The 23,209-nt window shown below is 48.7% G+C and carries 16 protein-coding genes; 13 read left to right on the forward strand and 3 right to left on the reverse strand.

Features of this window, described 5'->3' with window-relative positions:
• Positions 1-157: 157 nt before the first annotated feature.
• Together AC4BAP_RS00515 and arfB are read right to left on the reverse strand one after the other, a co-directional pair.
• Positions 158-727 carry a hypothetical protein gene (locus AC4BAP_RS00515; RefSeq protein ID WP_490580651.1) on the reverse strand — a complete coding sequence of 190 codons (570 nt, stop codon included), beginning with the start codon at positions 725-727 and terminating at the stop codon, positions 158-160.
• A 513-nt stretch (positions 728-1,240) separates the two neighbouring features.
• Complete coding sequence (gene arfB / locus AC4BAP_RS00520) at positions 1,241-1,651, reverse strand: alternative ribosome rescue aminoacyl-tRNA hydrolase ArfB (RefSeq protein ID WP_490580652.1); 411 nt, start codon at positions 1,649-1,651, stop codon at positions 1,241-1,243.
• Between the two features lie 203 nt (positions 1,652-1,854).
• On the opposite strand from arfB, the gene AC4BAP_RS00525 reads away from it, so the two are divergent.
• From AC4BAP_RS00525 to AC4BAP_RS00565, 9 genes are all read left to right on the forward strand, one after another.
• Positions 1,855-3,501 (forward strand): alpha-amylase family protein, encoded by a 1,647-nt coding sequence (locus AC4BAP_RS00525; protein WP_490580653.1) that lies wholly within the window; start codon positions 1,855-1,857, stop codon positions 3,499-3,501.
• 87 nt (positions 3,502-3,588) lie between these two features.
• A complete protein-coding gene (locus AC4BAP_RS00530; protein ID WP_490580654.1) occupies positions 3,589-4,668 on the forward strand; it encodes a site-2 protease family protein in 1,080 nt (359 codons plus the stop codon).
• Between the two features lie 512 nt (positions 4,669-5,180).
• Complete coding sequence (locus AC4BAP_RS00535; RefSeq protein ID WP_490580655.1) at positions 5,181-5,570, forward strand: BlaI/MecI/CopY family transcriptional regulator; 390 nt, start codon at positions 5,181-5,183, stop codon at positions 5,568-5,570.
• A complete protein-coding gene (locus AC4BAP_RS00540; protein ID WP_490580656.1) occupies positions 5,567-7,594 on the forward strand; it encodes a M56 family metallopeptidase in 2,028 nt (675 codons plus the stop codon). The genes AC4BAP_RS00535 and AC4BAP_RS00540 overlap by 4 nt, the downstream gene beginning before the upstream one ends.
• A gap of 195 nt (positions 7,595-7,789) precedes the next feature.
• Positions 7,790-9,937 carry an IPT/TIG domain-containing protein gene (locus AC4BAP_RS00545; protein ID WP_490580657.1) on the forward strand — a complete coding sequence of 716 codons (2,148 nt, stop codon included), beginning with the start codon at positions 7,790-7,792 and terminating at the stop codon, positions 9,935-9,937.
• Positions 9,938-10,469: 532 nt separating this feature from the next.
• Positions 10,470-11,390, forward strand: coding sequence for a DUF3667 domain-containing protein (locus tag AC4BAP_RS00550; RefSeq protein ID WP_490580658.1), 921 nt, complete (start codon positions 10,470-10,472; stop codon positions 11,388-11,390).
• Between the two features lie 22 nt (positions 11,391-11,412).
• Positions 11,413-12,792 carry a dGTP triphosphohydrolase gene (gene dgt / locus AC4BAP_RS00555; RefSeq protein WP_490580659.1) on the forward strand — a complete coding sequence of 460 codons (1,380 nt, stop codon included), beginning with the start codon at positions 11,413-11,415 and terminating at the stop codon, positions 12,790-12,792.
• A gap of 260 nt (positions 12,793-13,052) precedes the next feature.
• Positions 13,053-14,387 (forward strand): M16 family metallopeptidase, encoded by a 1,335-nt coding sequence (locus AC4BAP_RS00560; RefSeq protein ID WP_490580660.1) that lies wholly within the window; start codon positions 13,053-13,055, stop codon positions 14,385-14,387.
• A gap of 117 nt (positions 14,388-14,504) precedes the next feature.
• Entirely contained in the window at positions 14,505-16,586 is a 2,082-nt protein-coding gene (locus AC4BAP_RS00565; RefSeq protein WP_490580661.1) for a M16 family metallopeptidase, read from the forward strand.
• A 432-nt stretch (positions 16,587-17,018) separates the two neighbouring features.
• Here AC4BAP_RS00565 and AC4BAP_RS00570 read toward each other — a convergent pair whose 3' ends face one another.
• Complete coding sequence (locus AC4BAP_RS00570; RefSeq protein ID WP_490580662.1) at positions 17,019-17,927, reverse strand: DUF72 domain-containing protein; 909 nt, start codon at positions 17,925-17,927, stop codon at positions 17,019-17,021.
• A 336-nt stretch (positions 17,928-18,263) separates the two neighbouring features.
• Here AC4BAP_RS00570 and AC4BAP_RS00575 point away from each other — a divergent pair, with 336 nt between their 5' ends.
• From AC4BAP_RS00575 to AC4BAP_RS00590, 4 genes are all read left to right on the forward strand, one after another.
• On the forward strand, positions 18,264-18,902 hold the full coding sequence (locus AC4BAP_RS00575) for a septal ring lytic transglycosylase RlpA family protein (protein ID WP_490580663.1): 639 nt from the start codon (positions 18,264-18,266) through the stop codon (positions 18,900-18,902).
• 248 nt (positions 18,903-19,150) lie between these two features.
• The gene (locus tag AC4BAP_RS00580; RefSeq protein ID WP_490580664.1) at positions 19,151-20,797 is read left to right on the forward strand and encodes a TldD/PmbA family protein; all 1,647 of its coding nucleotides are present in this window, start codon (positions 19,151-19,153) and stop codon (positions 20,795-20,797) included.
• A 30-nt stretch (positions 20,798-20,827) separates the two neighbouring features.
• Entirely contained in the window at positions 20,828-22,144 is a 1,317-nt protein-coding gene (locus AC4BAP_RS00585) for a TldD/PmbA family protein (RefSeq protein ID WP_490580665.1), read from the forward strand.
• A 125-nt stretch (positions 22,145-22,269) separates the two neighbouring features.
• Entirely contained in the window at positions 22,270-22,887 is a 618-nt protein-coding gene (locus tag AC4BAP_RS00590; protein ID WP_490580666.1) for a DUF4159 domain-containing protein, read from the forward strand.
• Positions 22,888-23,209: the final 322 nt, after the last annotated feature.

Here is a 23,209-nt window from a genome sequence, read left to right on the forward strand (position 1 = left end):
CAGTCCCCCAGCTGCACGTCTAAGTAGACAGACAAACTTAAACAGAAATAAGTTAGACAATTAAAGTTGTCGCTAAATAAAGTTCTGTTCCTTGAAAGCCCGGCCCCCACCGGGCTTTCTGCTTTTGGTACATGTAGGACTACTGCTGCCTGCGCAATCAGTTCTTATTCCTGAAAATATCAAAGATGCTTTTCTCCTCTTCCTTGGGGTTTTTGGTGCGTTTTTTCTTAGTATCGTCTTCCTTCTCACCAAAAGGCCACCAGCCTTTCTTTTCTTTTTTCTCTTTAATCAGCACGTACCTCACCGAGACGCCCGACGACAGATCGACCCAATCGGTGTGGTTGATATGCAATGCCGGCTTCAGGTCTGCGGACAAAAGTATAGGCAGCCCGTTCACTTTATACTCTATTCCAAGTATGGCATCGGCACCGGTAAACACACCGCTATCTTTCAGGTTGCCAACGTGTGCCCCGGCACCCACATAATAATTAAACCTTTTGCCCAGCAACGGAAAGTGCCACTCGTAAAGGGCGGTGCCGCTGTACTCGTTAGAACCCACTGCCACAATGCCTTCAATGGTTCCTTTCTCATGCAGTTTCTGCTGAAGCGATATGCCAAACTTATCGCTCTCAAATCTTGGCCCAAGAGCAGTCCGGTATTTCTGTGCATGCCCTGCCACGCTAACTCCACAGGCAAGGCAAAAAACGAAGAGTAATTTCTTTATCATAGAAAAAAGGGTGAAACAAAGTATAAGCTGCAAATACCGCACCTTTTCGCAGAGGTACTATAAAATTTGCTTGCATTACCAACACTCGATGCGCAAAATCCAACCCAAAGATACTGTATTCCAGCAGCTAAACAGTGCTAAAAAAGCTTTTGAAAATTCCTACTTAAAAGGCTTAGCCCGACAGCTTACACACCCAACGGGAAACTACGGACTTGTGATATACCTCAGCCTGGAAAATGAGCTCATTTTATACTTCCGCAGAAGCTGGGAGCTATAATACCAACAGATGGACTGTGCCGGAAACACCCTAAGGCCACACCAGCGCCATACTTAAAAAAACTGGGCTAAATGTAGTGTACCAGTTAGTTTTATACTTTGAGCCTGCTTAGTGTTTACCAGAATCCATACCACCCTTGGTGTGTGTTATCACCAGCAAGTATAATAGCCAATGCTTTTTAATAAAATTCCAAACAGCTTCTTTACAAAACACCAGCCAAAGTATAAGCGCACCTATCAATAGTCACCCCGATAGCCCCGGTCAGCTTTTTTCTTTGCCTGTTTCTTTTTAAACTCCAGCCGCTTCCTCACCGATGCTTTGGTAGGCTTTGTTGCTTTGCGTTTCTTCTGCCTGGTAAGCGCCTGCCTTAGCAGCTCGTAAAATCGTTTTACACACGTCTCCTTGTTCTGCAGCTGGCTGCGTTCCGTCTGGCAGGTCAACAGTAGATAGCCTTCGTTGTTGATGCGGTTCCCAAGCTTGTCCTGTACCAGTGTTTTCTCCTCATCGGTTAGCAGGGCCGAGTTCTGCACATGAAACCTGAGCTCTACCTTGGTTGCCACCTTATTCACGTTCTGCCCACCTGCGCCGCCGCTCCGCGAGGCCTGAAACTCGAGCTTCTGCTCAAACCCTCTGTGTTGTAATTCCATTCCGCTATACTTTATCCCAAATACGACTTTATCTGTACCCCAAAACCATACTTTAAAGTATAGCCGTAGTACATAAGCAAGTTAGCAGTAAGTATGAACAATACTTAAAAAAAGCGAAGGCATGCTGCCGCCTCCTCAGAATATACTTGCCTGAAGCCACAGCTGTTCGCAAAAGGTTTTGGCAGGTGCTAAACAAAAGCTCTATGAAAGAAAGAGACCTCTGGTATAAACGCGCCGTTGTCTACGCCCTGGACGTAGACACTTTTCAGGACTCCAACGGCGACGGCATCGGTGATTTTCAGGGACTGATCGGCCGTCTGGACTACCTGGCTACACTTGGCATTACATGCATCTGGCTACTGCCTTTTTATCCCACCCCTAACCGCGACAATGGCTACGATGTGATGGACTACTATAACATTGACAGCCGCCTAGGCACTCTCGGTGACTTCGCCAGCTTTGTGAAAGAGGCAAGTGAGCGCGGCATGCGGGTGATCGTGGATCTGGTGATAAACCATACTTCGGACCAGCACCCCTGGTTCCAGAAAGCACGCCGCGACAAGAACTCAAAGTATAGAGACTATTATACCTGGCGCACCGAAAAGCCGGAAGAGCCGGCCTACGAACCCTCCTTTTCAGGCCCGCAGAAAAGTATATGGAGCTACGACGAGGAGGCCCAAGCCTATTACCTGCACCGGTTTTACTCGCACCAGCCAGACCTTAACTTCAACAATCCGGAGGTTCGCAAAGAGATCCACCACATCATGGGCTTCTGGCTGACGCTGGGCGTTTCAGGATTCCGGATAGACGCAGCCCACATTCTGGTACAGAGCGACCAGGAGTACGACGTGGATGAGCATTACAGCCTGATCGAGGACATGCGCAACTATATTTCCATGCACAGCCGGGACGCTATACTTCTGGCAGAGGCTTCGGGTTCGCCGCAAACAGTTGGGCAGTTCTTTAAAGGCAAGAACCGCATGCACATGATGTTTAACTTCCTCCTGAACCAGCACATCTTTCTGGCACTGGCAAGGGAGAAAGGAAGTTCTATCGCAAAAGGGTTGAAAATGCTGCCCCATAGTGATTACAGGGAGCAATGGCTCAACTTTCTGCGGCACCACGACGAACTGAACCTGGAAGACCTGGAGCAGGATGAACAGGAGATCGCCTTTAAACAGTTTGCCCCGAAAGAAGACATGCGCGTGTATGGCCGGGGAATACGACGTAGGCTGGCTCCTATACTTAAGGGCAACAGAAAAAAAATAGAACTGGCTTACAGCCTGCTCTTTAGTTTGCCGGGCACCCCCATGATACAGTATGGCGCCGAGATAGGGATGGGGGATGACCTGAGCCTGCCGGAGCGCAACAGCGTGCGTACCCCCATGCAGTGGAGCAGCGAGCCTAACGCAGGCTTTACAAAAGCTACGGACGTACAGCCAATCAGGCCTGTAATAGATAAAGGAGCTTACAGTTATAAAAAAGTAAACGTAGTGGTGCAGCAGCGTGAAACCAACTCGTTGCTAAACTGGATGGAACGCGCCATAAGAGTGCGCAGGCAGTGCCCCGAACTCGGTAACGGCCACTACGACATCCTGGAGACCGGGGACAGCCGCCTGTTTGCCCATTGCTGTGAACTGGAGTACACCACCATCGTTGTACACAACCTTAGCGCGGAAAACTGCCAGGTACAGTTAAAAGACTTGCAGAAGAAGGACATGTACCTGGATGAGATCTTTAGCAGCACTGACTACGAGCCTCCCAAAAAAGGCATGGTAAAGCTGGAACCATATGGTTACCGCTGGTTCCGGCTACACAAACTACCGGAAAAGAAAGAAGAAATGGCCTGAACAAACTGCCTCCGTTAAAAGCGGTGCAGATGCAGCGCACAAACAATACCGACTGTACTTCGTTTACCTTATACAAACAGCATACTCATGAAATGGTCCTTAAAACTTGGTAGCATCAGTGGTATAAAGATACAGGTACACTGGACCTTTATTTTTCTGATTGCCTGGATCGTGTTTTCTGAAGCGCAGCGCGGCAGCGACGTAAACACCACGCTGCTTTCCATAGCGTTTGTTCTTACTGTTTTTCTGTGTGTGGTGCTGCACGAACTGGGGCACGCCCTTACAGCCAAGCACTATGGCATTAAAACAAAGATGATAACCCTGCTGCCCATTGGCGGTGTGGCAAGCCTGGAGCGAATGCCCGAAAAACCGAAACAGGAGCTTCTGATTGCCATTGCAGGCCCCGCCGTGAACGTGGTTATCGCATTTATACTTTGGCTGGTACTGCCTTCACTCCAGAACATCCCAACCGAGGAGTTTTTTGCACGCATCACCCCCGCCAATTTTTTCTACCTGTTGCTGTTCGTTAACGTGATCCTGGTACTGTTCAATGCCATTCCTGCTTTCCCGATGGATGGGGGCAGGGTGCTCAGGGCTTTGCTTGCCTTTAAACTGGGCAGGGTAAGAGCCACCCAGATCGCGGCTAACCTGGGCCAGTTGCTGGCAATCGGCTTTGTTTTCCTCGGCTTTTTTTACAACCCGTTTCTTATACTGATCGGTGCCTTTGTGTTTTTTGGGGCCTACGCCGAGAACATACTGGTGCAGCACCTCGATTTCTTGCGCGGACATGTAGTAAAAGAAGGCATGATGACGAATTTTGTAACCCTGGCCCCTACCGAAACCGTGAAAGACGCCCTGAACAAGCTACTAATGGGCTCGGAGCATGAGTTTATAGTGGAGCAGGACGGAGAGGTAATTGGTACACTTACCCGCATACAACTGATACAGGCCATTAAAGAGGAGCAGCTAAATAAACCTGTGTCGGAGATCATGTCGCAGGAGTTCAAGACCTTTAATGTGCAGGACAAGCTGTCGGAAGCTTATACCGAACTGCAGAAAACCCGAGCCCCGCTTATACCTGTGCTGGAAAACGGCCGCCTGGCAGGTGTTATCAACACCGATAACATCAACGAGTTTATCATGATCAAGTCCGCGCTTATGCATTAGTTGTTCGTTGTTCGTTATTCGTTGATCGTTTCTTTTTATTTCTCTGGCGCAAGTGTTAAACGAAGTGTCACTTGTGCTGATGAATGAAGGCAAGTCTTCAGACTTGCGGAAGTATAAATCAGAAGAAGATAAAGTATGGCTCACGGAAGTCTGAAGACTTCCATCATAGCAAGTCACAAGTCACCGCTGCGCTAAAGACTTGCGCCATAAAAGATGGCATTTGCTTCCAATCTCAAAATAACCCTGCTCTCCTAAGTGTATAGTAATGCGAAGTGTTGCGTTCATCAGCAATCTTCTAAATAACAAAAAACAAGCAGACAAGACTTGCTGCTTGGCAGCCTGCTAGCCATAAATTTCTCATCTCTTCATACACCAATAACCAATAGCTAGCCACCAATAACTAAACTTCTACACCTAAGTACGAAAAAAATCGTAAATAAAATTTCCTTTTACGAAATGTTTCGTATATACTTGTAATGCAATCAGGCACTAACTATAACTATCTATTACTTATGACTTTGGAAAAAACACCGAAACCCACCGAATCTGAACTGGAGATACTACAGGTACTCTGGCAACACGGCCCCAATACCGTGCGCTTTGTGCACGAAGAGCTGAGCAAAAACAAAGAGGTTGGCTATACCACTACCCTCAAGCTGATGCAGATCATGACTGACAAGGACATGCTGCACGTGGACAAATCGAACCGCTCCCATGTTTACAGCGCCGCCCTCGAAGAAGAAAAAACGCAGCAGCAACTGCTTGGCAGGTTCCTGGATGCAGCTTTCAGGGGCTCTGCCAGCAAACTCGTAATGCAAGCCCTTGGCAACAGCAACACGTCCAAGGCCGAACTGGATGAGATCAGAAACTTAATAGATAAACTGGAAGGAGGTAACAAATGAACCAGATCCTGAATTTATTCTCTGAGGCAGTGGTGCAGGCCCTGGGCTGGACGCTGCTGCACTCGCTGTGGCAAGGCGCACTGCTGGCTCTAATACTTAGCCTGCTGATGCTGGCGCTACACAGGCACTCTTCTAAAACACGCTATACCATAGCGGCAGGGGCGCTGCTGTTTCAGGTGCTGGTGTCGGCCATCACTTTTGACCATTATTATTTCCTGCCTGCCCAGGATACGTTTGATGCAAGTATAACTTTAACATCCACAACCCCTATAACGGCTGCACAAGCAGCACCAACTTTCTGGCAAGACCCGCTGGCGGCATCCAAAGTATACTTTGAGAAGCACCTGCCTTTGTTGGTTATGTTCTGGCTGATGGGTTTGGTACTGATGGCGCTTCGCTTTTTTGGAGGCCTTGCCTATACTCAGCGCCTGCGCCACTACAAAACTACCCCGCTAGCCCAGAAATGGCAGCAAACGCTTGCCTCCTTGCAGCAGGAACTGGGCATGTCGAAAGCAGTGCGGCTGGTTGAATCTGGTTTAGTAAAGGTACCTATGGCCATTGGTTACGCCAAGCCAGTGATCCTTTTGCCAGTAGGTGCTGTTACAGGGCTTTCGCAAGCACAGGTAGAGGCCATACTTGCCCACGAGCTGGCACACATACTTCGCCGCGATTACCTGTTCAACATTATCCAATCTGTGGTAGATATTATTTTCTTTTACCACCCGGCCATGTGGTGGATCTCGGGAGTGGTGCGTGCCGAGCGTGAAAACTGTTGTGATGATATAGCCGTGGCAGTGTGCGGTAACAACCTTACCTATGCCCGTGCCCTGGCTGAGCTGGAAGCCATGCGCATGCCGGCAGGTCCGGCGCTGGCTATGGCTTTCTCAGGCAAACGCAATACACTTCTGAGCCGCATCAAAAGACTGGTTAGCCAGCAACCGATCAGGCCTACCTTTACAGAGGGCTTTGTAGCAGCTTTGGTGCTGGTTGCAGGGCTTACCGTTTTCTCATATGGCGCCATGGCCAGCCTGAAACAACTGAATAAAGGTGAGGTAGATGAGAAAATTGAGCTGGCCTCTGTGAGCATAACTGAAGACAAAGTGAATTCTGAACTGCATGTACTGGATGACGAGGGGAACAGCGCTTATACTTACAGTATACAGGATGGCGATGGGAAGACAAGAGATGTCGTGATCATCAAAAACAAAAAAGGAAAAGTAACTGAGCTTTATGTTGATGGCAAGCGTATCCCGAAAAAAGACATACCAAAGTATACTGAACTGATAGAGCAACGCCTGCAGGCCATTGAAAAAGCGCCAAAAGCCTCCGACGCTGAAGTGCAAGCCTTGTTGCACGAAGAACGCAACGCGGTGGCCAGGGCAAAACGCAGCCCAAGACAACAAAACGTAGAGTTTTCTTACAGGTTCTTTGGCTCCGGCGACAGCAGTATGGTTGCCCCGATGCCGCCCATGCCGACCATGGCCCCAATGGCACCTTTAGCACCGATGGCCCCCTTAGCCCCATTACCTCCTATGCCTCCCGTAGCTCCGCCAACTGATGACAAGGAAGCGCAGAAACGCTATAAAGATGCCATGGAAAGCTACAAAAAGGATATGGCCAGGTACAAAGACCAGATCAGAAGATACGAAGAGGAGATACACTTAAAGCATGAGGGCGGGGAGATAAACAGGCAGCGCCACCAGCAGCAGATGCAGCGTCATCAGGAACAGACCGAGCGCCATGCCTTGCGTGCCCGGGAGATGGCTGAGCGCCACGAAGAAATGGCCCGCGTGCATGAGGAAAGGGCCCGCCAGCACCAGGCACGCATGAAAGAACTAAAACAGGAAATGGTAAAAGACGGCCTGATACAGCAGGAGAACGAAAAGATAAACCTGGAGATAACGAAAGACAGCTTTTACGTGAATGGCAAGAAACAAAGCCAGGAGATGTACGAAAAGTATAAAAAGCTGATGAACGTAAACATCACCGGTCAAGGCCATTTCCGATACAACCAGAAGGATTAACTGATCTGCCACTACTACTGCAGCGGCCTGCCATGCCCCACGCCTGGCAGGCCGCTGTATTTTTAGCCTTTGCCGCAAATGGATTAAATTTTTAAGTATATATCCATTTTTATACTAATTTGCGTAAGTATAACACATTGTGGCTTCTGTAGTTACCACAACACTTTTGCTCTACTTATAACCGCATCTGCTAGTATGATAAAACTATTTGCAGCACCTGTTGCGCAGGCACCAACAACGCTGCGCCTGCTCCTTACTTTCCTGAGCCTGTTTTTAACAACTGCCCTATTCGCCGATAACGGGAAGCACATGATCCCGATCTCGCTGGAAGAACGCATCAGCAAGTCCGAAATTATTGTGGAAGGCGAGGTAATTTCCCAAAAGTCTTTCTGGAACGAGAAGCAGACCAATATTTATACTTCGAGCCTCATCAGGGTTTACAAAGTGTTTAAGGGCACCGTGCAGGAGCAACAGCTGGAAGTACTCACACTCGGCGGTAGCGTAGGCTTAAAGAAGCATGTTTCGTCTACGGCGCTTGAGTTGTACCAGGGCCAGCAAGGCATGTTTTTCCTGATGGATGAAAAAGAGGTGAACAGCACCCCACTGAACTCCAAACTGCGTACCAGGACGTATGCAGGCCAGCAGGGCTTTGTGAAATATAACCTGCAGCAAGCCAATGCAGCAGATGTATTCAACACCTACAGCTCTGTTCCGCAGCTGTACAACACAGTTGCTACCAAAACAGGCCGCAGTTACAGAGTAGTACAAGAGAACGCAGAGCTGTTAAGAGCACTTGATGCAAAACTAAACGAGCCCCAGACGCAAACGCAGAACAGCTTGCTTGTGCCTGTTATCACCAGCTTCTCGCCTACGGTGGCCACAGCCGGTACAGGCACCATACTTACAATTAACGGCACCAACTTTGGCAACACACGCGGCTCCGGCAAGGTAGAGTTCCGGAATGCTGATGACGGGGGAAAAACCTTTATGGAGCCTCGCCTGAAAGACTACGTATCCTGGTCTAATACACAGATAAGGGTGCGCATCCCTTCGCGCGGTGTTAACGGCGGTACTGCAGGCTCCGGCGAAATTCGCGTAACTGCCTCAGACGGCAGCGCCATTGTTAGTGCAACCCAGATCACGATTGAGTTTGCCGTACTGAATGTGGCGCTCAGCCAACCCAACATCAAATCTTTCGAGCCACTGCTACAGAACCAGAATAACAGGGGTGGCTACACGGTGCGTTATGCCCCTAGTATCCAGAAAATGTCAGCTGCCCAGGAAGGCTTCCAGCGTGCCCTTAATAGCTGGGTGTGTGCCACTAACGTAAACTGGAACATTGGCGCGCCAACAAATATTGATGCCGCCAACGACGACGATGTAACCGTGATCCGATTTGCCCCTGGCTCCAGCTTTGGCCAGGAAGGGGTGCTGGCCAGCACCTTAAGTTACTGGGAAGGCTATAAGTGCGGCACAGACACCTTGTTCTGGCTAAGCGAGTTCGACATGTCCATCAACAGCAATATAAACTGGCAGTTTGGCCCCGGTGGCCCCTCCGGCAACCAGTTCGACTACGAAACGGTTATCCTGCACGAGCTCGGCCATGCCCATCAGTTAGGCCACGTTATACTACCCCGCGCGGTAATGCACTATGCCGTAGAAGTAAGGGCCCTTGTACGCGACCTCAGCGATGCCGACATCAGAGGTGGCTCCAGGGTAATGGCGCGAAGTGTCATACCAATTACCTGTAATGTCCCCGTCTCAGCCATGATACCCGAAACCCAGGGGGATTGTAATATCTCGCCTGAGGTGATAACCTTTGAAGGGGCCTTCCAGGGGGCGCAGGTAGTGCTCAACTGGACCACGCAACAGGAACAGAACGTTAAAACCTACGTGATACAGCGCAGTCAAAACGGCTCCGACTTTAGTGACCTTGCCAGTGTGAACCCTAAAGGTGCCGGCAGTTATACTTTCACAGACACCGCGCCGCTACCAGACATCAGTTATTACAGGTTAAAAGTTGTTTACAAAGACAACAGCAACAGCTTCTCGGCTCGCATACGCGTTTTAGACCCGCGCTCGCTGCGTAAGCTGCAAGTATACCCTAACCCGGTTCCGCCAGATGTTTACAGCCTGAATCTGCTTTACCTGGTGCAGGCCAGCACTACCTTAAACGTGCAGATCTATAATGCTGCCGGCAAGCAAGTAAGGGACCTGAGCATCCCATTATCCGATGTAAACGTGCCGATAGAGGTTTCGCTGCGTGATCTGGCCGCAGGCATTTATATCCTGAAATGGCAGGAACGAACCAACAGTGGAGAATTTAAGATCGTCAGGCTTTAAGTATACACGGCTGCAGGCGCAGAAACACATACCTATAAAAAGTATAAAGCCGGTGCAACAAACACCGGCTTTATACTTTTAACACAAACAAACGTTCTCATACCCTTTTCAGGAATACGTTCACAAACATTCTGTCAGCAACAGCACTGGAAACTGTAAACAGCTCGCACACTGAGGCCATACCAGAAATGGGGTTTCGGTACAGTAGGTTTTCTAGCTTGGAAAGGACGGATTATGCCACAAATATCAGGGGATTAGAACACCAAAACAATACCTTTTTTAGCTGTTTTGTAACATGCAAAATCGCCTAAAAAGCATGGCTCCACCTACACAAAACCTGCAATACTATTCATCAAGTCACTTTTACATCAAATTTTCGTTGTGGTTTTGTAACATCTGGCAAAATATATTTTAAGCATTTTTTTACAGGCGTAAATGGTTTTTGCGCAGTAACCTGTTGCACAATTGGCTTTATTGCAAGCATAAACCTATATTTGAAATAGTATAGCATCGCCAATACCACAAACTTAACATGGCCAAAAGACGTCGTAAGTTCACACAGTGCCCTAACTGTGGGTATGTTTTTGAGGAAGTTAACAACTTTTGCCCCAACTGCGGACAAGAAAACCATGACCTCAACGTACCGGTCAAGCACCTGATCGCCGAGTTCTTTGAAGGCACCATGCACTTCGACACAAAAGCATGGCATACGCTTAAATACCTCATACTTAAGCCCGGTTCTCTTACCGAGAAATTCAATGTTGGGCAACGTGCATCTTATGTTCCGCCATTCAGGTTATATGTGTTTGTCAGTTTGATTTTCTTCTTCGTGTTGGCCGTTACCTCCGACTCAAAGGTGCAATTACAAGGCAGTGTTAGCCCAGAGGGAGGCAATAACGTTTTACCTGTTGTTACGGCAGGCGTGTCAGAAACAGACTCTGCAAGCATTGCCCAGGCAGAGGCAGTCCGGGAAGAACTAAAGCAGCTGAAACCGATACAGCCAGTCTTGGGAGACAGCGAGTTTGCCTCTGAGTTTTCCGAAAAGTTCAAGAAGTTTTCCAGCTCCGGCGAAACCTCCAAACAGAAGCTTTTCAAGAACCTGTCGTTCATGATGTTCCTGCTGATGCCCTTTTTCGCCTTCGTGTTATACTTGTACTACCGCAAGCAGCAACGAAACTATGTAGAGCACCTGATGTTTGCGATACACCTGCACACATTCTATTTTATTCTGCTGATAGCTGCCATGCTGCTCGGCGAGCTGCTCCCTTCTGTGGATTTTGAGTGGGTGGTTTTCCTGATCATGATTTTATATTTATACCTGGCCCTGCACCGGGTTTATAAACAGTCTTACCTACGCACATTTGTTAGTTTACTCCCTATCGGGTTTGCTTACCTGATTACGTTGTCTGTTTTTTTCCTGGGCACTGTGTTCGTAAGCGTACTTTTAACCTAGCCTTTACCCATTAGCTCATACTATGACCTTAACCGCCACAACCACCACCTGGGCCAGACTGATCTCAAAAAAAAGGTTTGAGACCACAGACGCGAGGTATGCCTCAGACGAATCTGTGCGGGGCGAGTTTCAGCGCGACTATGACCGGATCGTGTTTTCTTCGGCGTTCAGGAGGCTGCAGAACAAGACACAGGTGATGCCGATGCCTGAAAGCGATTTTGTGCACACACGCCTTACACACAGCCTGGAGGCCTCGGTGGTAGGACGCTCGCTGGGGCGCATTGTGGGTAAAAGTATACTGGAGCGCTACCCCGAACTGGCAGAGGAAAAGAACATACAGGAAGCCGATTTCGGGGATGTTGTGGCCGCAGCCTGCCTGGCACACGACATCGGCAATCCGCCTTTTGGACACTCCGGCGAAGATGCCATCTCTTCATACTTTGAGAGTGAGACAGCAAAGCCATACCTGGCCAACCTGACCGATGCACAAAAAGCCGACCTGATGCACTACGAGGGCAACGCCGCTGGCTTCAGGGTGCTTACGTATACTTACCCGAGCCACTGCAACATGCAGGGCGGCCTGAGCCTTACCTATACTACGCTGGCCACCTTTACCAAGTATCCCAAAGAATCGCTACCCAGGCTAAAAGGCACCAGCAACACCAGCGAGAAAAAGTATGGCTTCTTCCAGACAGAGAAAGACTGGTTTAACAACATTGCCAGAGAGTTGGGTCTGTTAAAAAAAGGCGAGGGAGATGAAGTGTTTTACCACCGGCACCCGCTGGCTTTCCTTGTAGAAGCCGCCGACGATATTTGTTACCGTATCATCGACTTTGAAGACGGGTTAAAACTGGGCTTGGTACCACAGGAGCAGGGCATGAGCTTGCTGCGCCAGATCCTGAACCTCGACCCAAACCGTAAATCCACCCTTACTTTCTACGACTGGAAAGAAGAGATCGGCTACCTGCGTGCCCGCATCATCGGCAAACTGATCGAAGAGACCACGGCTATTTTCCTGAAGCATGAGCAGGGCATCCTGGACGGCACTTATGACAAACCGCTTATTAATGAGCTGGCCTGCAAACCAGTGCTGGATGAGATAAAGAAACTGTCTATTAAACTGATCTACCAGAACCGTCCTGTGCTTGAGATTGAGGCAGCCGGTTTTGAGGTGCTGGGAGGCTTACTGGATGCCGGCATTAAAGCCGTTTTCGAAAAAAACTCGAAACACCACCGCAAGCTTGCCGCCCTGATACCGCCACATTACCTGGACCTGCCCGATACAGCCTCGGACTATGAGCGCATCATCCATATAACAGACTTTGTAACCAGCCTCACCGACCAGGCAGCTTTGGGCTTGTACCGCAAAATAAAAGGTATAGAGCTCCCAAAGATGTATTAAACCACTTATCTCGGCAAGCCTTCTGCATAACATCCTGTACTGTGTTCGCAGTACATACGCACGGTGTTATGCACAATTGTTTTTAGTCTACAAAATAGCCGGTTTCATCTGCATAGCCCCCAATTTCGCAGAATCAAACAGGTCGCACACCCTTTCCGGCTGGCATCTTCGCTTAAATTAAGTTAATTTTAACACTATTGTTCTTTACTCAACAATGGTGAAATCCATTTTCAGTATTCTCTTTAATTAAATATCAAAACATGAAACGAAAGTTATTTCTGTGCCTTTTGTGGTGCTTCTCCTGCCTGGCGGCAGTAGCGCAGACAAAGGGCAACAAGATCGAGTTTACAGAGTACACCCTGCCAAACGGCCTGCACGTGATCCTGCACCAGGACAAGTCTACTCCTAATGTGGCAGTATCGGTGCTTTACCATGTAGGCTCTAAAAACGAGTTGGAAGGCCGCTCCGGCTTTGCCCACTTCTTTGAACACCTGATGTTCGAGGGCACAGAGAACATTGACCGCGGGCAATACAGCTCACTTGTTCAGAAGGCTGGCGGCGCGCTAAACGCCAACACTTCCTTCGACCGCACTTACTATTACGAGCTGCTTCCGTCTAACCAACTGGAGTTGGGCCTTTGGCTGGAAGCCGAGCGTATGAAGCATGCCAAAATAGATGAAACCGGCGTTGAAACGCAGCGCAAGGTAGTGCAGGAGGAGAAACGCGAGCGTATCGATAACCAGCCGTATGGCTCTATGGGCGAGAACGTGTTTTCACTGGCTTATACTAAGCACCCGTACAAAACAATGCCGATCGGTTCCTTCAAAGACCTGAATGCAGCTAGCATTGAAGAGTTCCGCGACTTTTACAAGACCTTTTATGTGCCAAACAACGCCACACTTTCCATAGCCGGCGACATAGACATTGAGGCCACTAAGAAGATGATAGAGAAGTACTTTGCGCCTATCCCAAAGGGCACGAAAGAAATACCACGCCCTAACATTGTAGAGCCAAAGCAAACCGAAGAGCGCCGCAAAACTGTTTACGACAACATACAACTGCCAGCGGTTATCCAGGCTTACCATATCCCTGCACAGGGCACCAAAGACTACTATGCTTTGTCCATGCTGACGACTTTGCTATCAGGTGGCGAGAGTGCCCGCCTGCCAAAAGCGCTGGTTGATAAGCAGCAGAAAGCTGTAGCAGCGGCATCTATCCCTTTCCCGACTGAAGATCCGGGCCTGTTCCTGACATTTGCCATTGCCAATATGGGCGTAGAGGTTGATGACCTGGAGAAAGCGATGCTAGCCGAGATCGAGAAAGTTAAAACGGAGACCTTGTCTGACCGTGAGTTTCAGAAGCTGCGCAACCAGGTAGAGAGCGATTTTATACAGCAGAACAGCACTGTGGCCGGCCGCGCCGAAAGCCTGGCGGACTACCATGTATACTACGGCGACGCAAACCTGATCAACACAGAACTGCAACGCTACATGGACGTGGCCAAAGAGGATATCAAGCGGGTAGCAAACGAGTACCTGACAAAGAATAACCGTGTGGTACTACACTACCTTCCAAAATCAGCTCAGCCAAAATAGACGTTAGACGCAAGACTTCAGACACAAGATTTAATTAGATAAACTATAGAGTCAGTAGCAAGTTAAAGTCTTGTGTCTTGTGTCTTGCTACTTATGTCCCTTTTTAAAATAGCAATCATGATAAAAAAATATATAAGTACCGCTTTCCTGGCGCTGGCATTTGTTTATGTGGCCCCTGCCCAGACAAGACAAACGCCTCCGCCACCAGGCCCTGCGCCTAAAATAGAGCTTGGCGAATACAAGCATTTCACGCTTAAGAACGGCCTGAAAGTATACGTAGTTGAAAACCACAAGCAACCTGTAGTGTCCATGTCATTGGTATTAGACCGTGACCCGGTGCTGGAAGGCGATAAAGCAGGGTATGTGCAGGCCGCTGGCCAGATGATGCGTACCGGCACTACCAACCGTACCAAAGACCAGTTTGATGAGCAGGTAGATTTTATCGGAGCCAAGCTTTCGTTTTCTTCTACTGGCTTTAATGCCTCTTCGCTTACGAAGCACCTGCCAACCCTCTTAGACCTGACAGCAGATGCGCTGCTAAACCCTAAGTTCACGCAGGAGGAGCTGGACAAGATCAAAAAGCAGATGAAGGCCAACCTGGCACAGTCGAAGGACAACCCGGATGCTATTGCCAGCCGCACACGCAACCTGGTGCTTTTCGGTAAAGACCACCCATACGGAGAGATTACCACAGAGCAGACCGTTGACAATATTACACTGCAGGACGTTCAGAACTATTATAACACATACTACAAACCAAACATAGCTTACCTGGCAGTAGTAGGAGACATAACGCCAAAAGAAGCGAAAAAGCAACTGAATAAAGCTTTCAGCAAATGGCAGAAGGGTGAAGTAAAGAAGGTGAAGTATGAGTTACCTGCTCAGCCGGCACAAACGCAGGTAGTAATGGTAGACCGACCAAGCTCGGTGCAGAGTGTACTGATGCTTACCAACCCTGCTGATCTGAAGCCGGGTGCAGAAGATGCAGTAGCAGCCTCTTTGATGAACAACATTTTGGGTGGCGGCATGGACGCACGCCTGTTTAAGAACTTGCGCGAAACACATGGCTATACTTACGGCGCGTATTCAGGCATCACAAACGACGAAATTATGGGCCGTTTTAGTGCCAATGCCAGTGTGCGCAACGCCGTAACCGACAGTGCTGTGGTGGAGTTTATGAACGAACTGAATAAAATGCGCAGCCAGCGCGTAACCAACGAAGAACTGCGCGATGCTAAGGCATACATGATGGGCAGCTTTGGCCGTGGCCTGGAAAACCCTGCAACAGTAGCAGTTTATGCCATCAACATTGCCCGTTACGGATTACCGCAGGATTACTATGCCAACTACCTTAAAAAGGTGGAAGCTGTAACTGCAGAAGACGTGCAGCGCGTGGCTCAGAAGTATATTCAGCCGGACAAAATGTATATCCTGGCAGTAGGCAACGCAGGCGAGGTAGCCGATAAACTGCAAAAATTCGACAAAGACGGTAAGATCGACTACTATACTCCAACCGGCGAGGTAGTGGACCGTGCAGCCATGGGCGTGCCGGCAGGCCTTACTGCCGAAACTGTCCTGAACAACTACATCAAGGCTGTTGGCGGCAAAGCAAACATCGAAAAGATGAAGGATGTAACGGTTACCAGCAATGCCACCATCCAGGGCATGCAGCTAACGATTGTACAACAGCAGAAAGGAAACGACAAGTTTGCCACACAAGTACTGATGAACAACAGCCCGATGCAGCGTGTGATCATCAACGGCGAAAAAGGAAAGCTGGAGGCACCGATGCAGGGCATCAGCAAAGACCTGACTGCAGAAGAGCTTAAAACACAGAAGCTGGAAGCCAGCCTGTTCCCATCTTTACAGTACGACAAGCTAGGCATCAAAACTAAGGTTACCGGTATGGAGAAAGTAGATGGCAAAGATGCGTATGCAGTGGAGGTTATGATGCCAAACGGTCAGAAATCGCTGCACTACTTTGCCAAAGACAGCGGCCTTCGCCTGAAAGAAGTGAACAGCCTGCAGGGTCCGCAAGGAGTGATCACCCAAACCAAATCCTTTAGCGATTACAAAGAAGTGAACGGCATCATGTTCCCGTATACTGTTGAGACAGCTATTGGCCCACAAATAATTAAGGCTGAGGTGAAGAATATTGAGGTTAACAAGAATTTAAGCGACGACGCTTTTAAGCTGTAAGTATAAATTTATACTTTGATAGAGGAAAGAGGCTAGCCGATTTGGCTAGCCTCTTTCAGTTTCTACACTTTGTAGCAGTGCGGGTTACGAACAATTGATTTAAATCGCTTTTGTACTTCTGGTTTCACTTCCCAGCCTTTGCTTATCGTTTCAGTTGGTCTTGGTGAGCTCAAGCCTGGGATCGTCACTACTTCATTAGCGGCTGTTACAACTGGAGAGGAAATATAATTGGTAATGGCAAAAAATTCCCCGCCTTTGACAAGGAGGGGGTTGGGGGTGGTTTGATCCGGTATTGCTAAACTCCCCTCTCAAGAGGGGAATTTTACCTCTCCCAGGGGGGAATTACATGCACGAGCAAAATTCCCCTCCACTTTACTAGCCAAAACGATCGTTTGGAGCTAAGTAGTTTAACTCTATATTGCAACAAGCTACCTAAAACAACTCCCCCTGTATCGGCTGTACAAACTTCTTCGGCACTTTCAAATTGAGGCCACATACTTTGTTAAGCTGTTGCGCCAAGTAGGTCCCTAGCTCTGGGGCAAGCGTGTTATCCGGCTCGTGCACGAAAAAGTATAGCTGCTGCAATCCGTTGTCAAACCATACTTTCAGGCGCTGTACCCACTCATCTATGCGTGTATAATCCGTAGGGTGCAGGCCATTGCCAACAAACCGAATCATAGCTGAGGGCGTGGTAAGGCGCATGTGCAGCACATCCCGGCGTCCGGCTACATCTGTCAAAACTGTACCGGCTTTATACTTTCCCAGCACCTCAAACAACTCCAGGCTTGCTACATTGTCCGTAAACCAGTCGGGATGGCGCAGTTCTACTGTAATAGGTATACTTTCAGGTATAAAGGCCAGGAAAGCCTCCAGGTCGTGTAACTGGCGTGGCCCGAAGGTGGGAGGCAGCTGCAGAAACGAATCTCCAAGCTTATCCTCGAAACCGGCAATGGCGGCACAAAAGGCAGCTGTTACATCCTGTGTGCTACGCAATGCCGCCTCGTGGCTGATAAGCTGCGGAAACTTCGGGCAGAACCTGAACCCTTGCGGCACAGCATGACGCCAACGCTCCACGGTGGTATCGCTGGGGATGTGGTAGTGAGTGCTGTTCAGTTCTATGGTATTAAACTGCTTGCCATACCAAAACAGCGACTCCTTTTCAGGCATTTTTGGCGGATAAACACCCCCGACCCAGGCCTTGTTAACCCATACCGGCAACCCGACATAAACCTGAGGGTTTTTATACTTACCAGACCGGTTAAGCAAAGGCAGCGTTTCCGGGTGGTCGGGTGGTAGCTTAAAGTCTACCCGGCTTATATCCTGAAGCTTTCCAAAGTCCATATCCTGTTCAATTTTAGCTATACTATATTAGCACATGTTTCTTATAAAAGCTAATGTCGGGCAGCAGCCAACTTACCCAATTCGGCTGGTTTCTTAGGTAACTCAGCCTTATGTTATAAAATTTTTTTTACTATTTTTTATAGTCTATATTATATACTCTATTGCTAAGAAAAACAGGCCTCTATTAGCTTTAAAACGCAATTTTTGCAGAATTTGACTTATAGCAATTTTGCGACACCTACCTGTATCCCCCCACATCCTTTTTCCAAAAGCTGCGTAAAAGGCCTCATTTGTAAAAATTTTCGTAAATTTGCAGCTTCACCAACTATTATAGTTATGATTAATAATAGAAAGTGCTATCTATTAACCATTCTAATTTTCTTCTTTATCGGCATTAGCCAACCAACATTCGCACAAAACCAGGATGTCCAGACAGGACAAGCTTCGTGGTACGGAAGTAAGTATCACGGAAGAAAAACCAGCAGCGGAGAGCGTTACAACAAGAACGACATGACAGCTGCACACAAGACCCTACCGTTCGGTACAAAAGTGAAGGTGACCAACCTTGAAAACGATGAGTCTGTGATTCTGCGCATCAACGACAGAGGCCCTTTTGTAGGCGACCGCATCATTGATGTTTCGGAGGTAGCTGCCAGAAAACTTGACTTCCATGGTCAGGGAATAGGCAATGTAAAAGTTGAGGTACTAGAACTGCCCGGCGATTACGACCCTAAGAACGCAGGATTTTACACTATCCAGACAGGGGCTTACACCAGCTTTAAGAACGCCATCGCATTAAAGGAAAAGCTTAAAGCGTTTGACAAAACCTTGACTGTTGAGCTGATGGAAGACGAATCCAGAGGCAAGAAGGTGCACCGCATCAGAGCTGGTCGTTTCGAGAACAGAAAAGAAGCAGAAGCTTTTAATGAGCTTTTGAAAGAGGAAGGTCTTTCCGGTTTAGTGAAAGAAGCTTAATAGAGCATTTTAGCATAAACGCAAAGGGCGCAGGGTTCATAAATCCTGCGCCCTTTGCGTTTGTGCCTTTTCAGGCCGTATGAAAGCACAGACCCAACCACGCTGATTCATATAGCTTTAACCCCGATTAATCTAGACAATAGCTGGATTAAGCTTTTTTAGGGTGTTTATACTTTGACATGCGGCCGATTATTATTATACTTAGTTACGAACTAAACTATATAACCTTTAACTAACCTTACTATACTTTGAAAAGACGAAATTTTCTAGAGCTTTCAGCACTGGGGTTTGGCGGCTTGATGTTGCCGAGCATTCCGGTGTTCGGCGATATTGTTGCGCCGGAGCGCCTGCTGGAGACCGTGGATACGGCCCTGAAAAAAAGACTGGCCGATGTGGCCCTGAACACGGCTAAATCGAAAGGCGCCTCTTATGCCGATGTGCGTATTGGCCGATACCTGCAGCAGTATGTGTTTACCCGCGAAAAACAGGTGCAGAACATCGTTAACGCCGAGTCTTACGGCGTGGGTGTGCGCGTGCTGGCCAATGGCACCTGGGGCTTTGCCGCCACCTCCGATGTAACGGATAAAGGCGTGGCAAAAGCGGCAGAGCAGGCCGTGGCCATCGCCAAGGCAAACTCCAAACTCCAGAAAGAGCCTGTAAAACTGGCTCCTGTAAAAGGCTTCGGCGAGGTTACCTGGAAAACACCAATCGAGAAAAATGCCTTTGAGGTACCGATAGGCGAGAAAGCTGACCTGTTGCTAGCCGCCAATGCCGCAGCCATGGACAACGGGGCCAACTTCGTAAACTCCGCCCTGTTCCAGGTAAACGAGCAGAAATACTTTGCCTCTACCGAAGGCTCTTACATAGACCAGGATGTGCACCGCATCTGGCCAAACTTTACTGTAACGGCTGTTGATAAAGCTACTGGCAAGTTTAAAACCCGCGAGGCGCTTAGCGCACCAATGGGCATGGGCTATGAGTACATGATCCCGAAGGCATCCGAGAAAATAAAAGGACCGGAAGGCACCGGCCTGAACGGCTACCGCTATGCCTACGACATGCTGGAGGATGCAGCCCTTGCCGCCAAACAGGCCAAAGAGAAACTAACCGCCAAATCTGTGCTGGCAGGGAAGTATGACCTGGTGCTGGACCCGAACCACCTGGGCCTGACCATCCACGAATCGGTGGGCCACCCACTGGAGTTGGACCGCGTGTTAGGTTACGAAGCTAACTATGCCGGTACTTCCTTTGCTACACTTGATAAGTGGAGGTCGAAGAACTTTAAGTATGGCTCTGATAAGGTTAACATCTTCGCCGATAAAACGCAGAAAGGCTCACTTGGCTATGTAGGCTGGGATGACGAAGGTGTGAAAACCAAGCAATGGGATCTGATCAAGGACGGTATACTGGTTAATTACCAGGCAATCCGCGATCAGGCACACATTATTAACGAACCTGAATCGCACGGCTGCTGCTATGCCGACAGCTGGAGTTCTGTGCAGTTCCAGCGTATGCCAAACGTATCGCTGGCACCGGGCAAAGAGAAGATGAATGTGGATCAGTTGATCTCAGGTATAGACAAAGGCATCTACATTGCCGGCCGTGGGTCATACTCTATCGACCAGCAGCGTTACAACTTCCAGTTTGGCGGTACCACTTTCCATGAGATAAAGAACGGTAAAATTGTTGGCCCATTAGAGGATGTAGCGTACCAGAGCAATACCCAGGAATTCTGGAACTCCTGCGCCGGCTCCTGCGACGAAAGCGATTACCGTTTGTTCGGCTCGTTCTTCGACGGTAAAGGTCAGCCAAGCCAGGTAAGTGCGGTATCACACGGCTCTGCCCACACCCGCTTTAATGGTGTGAACGTGATCAACACAGCGCGAAAAATCTAGTCTTTCACCTTCTAATGAGCATTAAGTAAAATGGCAATATTAACAAGAGAAGAAGCTCAGGCGATACTAAAGAAAGCGCTGAGTTTTTCAAAGGCCGACGAGTGTGAGATTACGCTCAGTGGCAACAATGGCGGCAACATTCGCTATGCCCGTAACGAGGTATCTACGAGTGGTGCAGAAGAGAACACTACCATGGCTGTAGAATCTCGTTTTGGCAAACGTTCCGGCGTAGCTACCATAAACGAGTTCGACGATAAATCGCTGGAGAAAGTCGTTCGCCGCTCTGAGGAGACAGCACGACTGGCACCGGAAAGCCCGGAGTATGTGGAGTTGCTGGGGCCGCAGAAGTACATCACCACTAAAGCACACTTCGACTCAACAGCTAAGATAGACCCGGCTTACAGAGCAGAGGCTGCCGCTAAAAGTATAAAAGCTGCTGCCGACAAGGGCCTCACAGCAGCTGGCTTCCTGGAGCACTACACCAATTTTGTGGCCAAAATGAACAACAAAGGCTTGTTCGCCTATCATCCGTCTACGGTTGTTGACTTTTCTGTAACCATGCGTACCGAAGATGGCACCGGTTCTGGCTATGTAACGCAGGATTATGCTGACGTAAGCAAGCTGGATACAGGCAAAGCCTCTCAGATTGCCGCTGAAAAAGCTGCTAACTCACGAAATGCCAAAGCCCTGGAACCAGGTAAGTATACGGTTATACTAGAGCCTGCTGCCTCTATAGACCTGCTGCGCAATATGTTCTTTAACATGGACCAGCGTAACGCCGAAGAAGGCCGCAGTTTCCTGAGCAAACCAGGCGGCAAAACAAAGGTCGGTGAAAAACTGGTAGATGAGCGCATCACGGTTTACTCTGACCCTACACACCCTGATGTACCGTCCTCTCCATTCGCAGGTGATGGACGTCCGCAAGAGAAGGTAACATGGATAGACAAGGGCGTAGTAAAGAACCTGTACAACACCCGTTACTGGGCTTCTAACAAAGGTTCTGCCTCTATTCCGCCTCCGGGTAACACCATCATGGAAGGTGGCAATCAATCTTTAGAAGATATGATCAAGAGCACCAAGCGCGGTATCCTGGTTACGCGCCTGTGGTACATCCGCGCCGTAGATCCGCAAACGCTGCTCTATACAGGACTTACCCGCGACGGTACTTTCTATATCGAAAACGGAAAGATCATGTACCCGGTAAAAAACTTCCGCTTCAACGAGAGCCCTGTGATTATGCTCAACAACCTGGAGGCGCTCGGCAAACCGCAGCGTATAAACGGCAGCCTGGTACCGCCCATGAAGATCCGTGACTTCACGTTCACGAGCTTGTCGGATGCGGTTTAAAAACTGCTGAGTTACTGATTAATTTTCCTGTCATCTCGACAACAGGAGAGATCTGAAATGAATTTGAATAAGATCTCTCACGTTGTTCGAGATGACAGTTAGTTTAAACACTATCCATTTTATAAGTGCAACCTTTCACCTTCGTGCGCCTGCAATACCGCTCCGGCAACTGGGATACCGACCCGCGTATGCCGAGCAACCTGCTGCACTCGCTTATCCAATACACCACGGTACCGGTAAACGAACAGGAGAAGGTGATCTCTTTGGAAAGCGCGGAGCTGTTTAATTACCCGTTCAGCTATCTGAGCGGGCACAAACTGGTGCAGTTTAACCAGAAGGAGAGGCAGAACTTTGAAACCTATGTGAAGAACGGCGGATTCGTGTTTGTAGACGACTGCAACCATGACATCGACGGGCTATTTGCCAAATCGTTTGAGGAGCAGATGCGGCAGATTTTCGGAGCAAATGCGCTGAAGAAAATCCCAAACAACCACAAGCTCTACCGCAGCTTCTTCACGTTTGAGGAGGGCCCGCCAACTACTAGCTTTGAGCTAAACGGCTGGGGCGATGACCTGGTGCACGACTACCTGAAGGCGATAGAGATAAACGGCAGAATTGGCGTGCTATACAGCAACAAAGACTACGGCTGCGAATGGGATTACGATTTTAGGAACAAGCGTTGGCTGGCCGAGGATAACACGAAGTTTGGTGTGAACATCATCATGTACGCTTTAACTAGTTAATTTGTCAGAATCATGATTTGCAGGATTTTAGGATCAACAGGATTCTCGGGTACGATTAACACACCCCTGCACCCCTCTCAAGAGGGGAATTTTAGCTGCTGATTAAAAATATACTTATACGTGAACAATGAAATAGACTACATTGGCCATGTGCACTAAATGACGCTCCACTGTTCGAGCGTTCAGCGAGTTTGGAGCGTCTTGACTTTTTTGCCTACTTTTTTTGTCAAGAAAAAAAGTAGGTGCCCGCCGCACAGGCGAGCTATGAAACAAGCCAAGTTGAACATGAGAAAGCGTCAACTATAAAAAAATACAAGTCAAA

This window comes from Pontibacter sp. GD7, assembly GCF_058216375.1.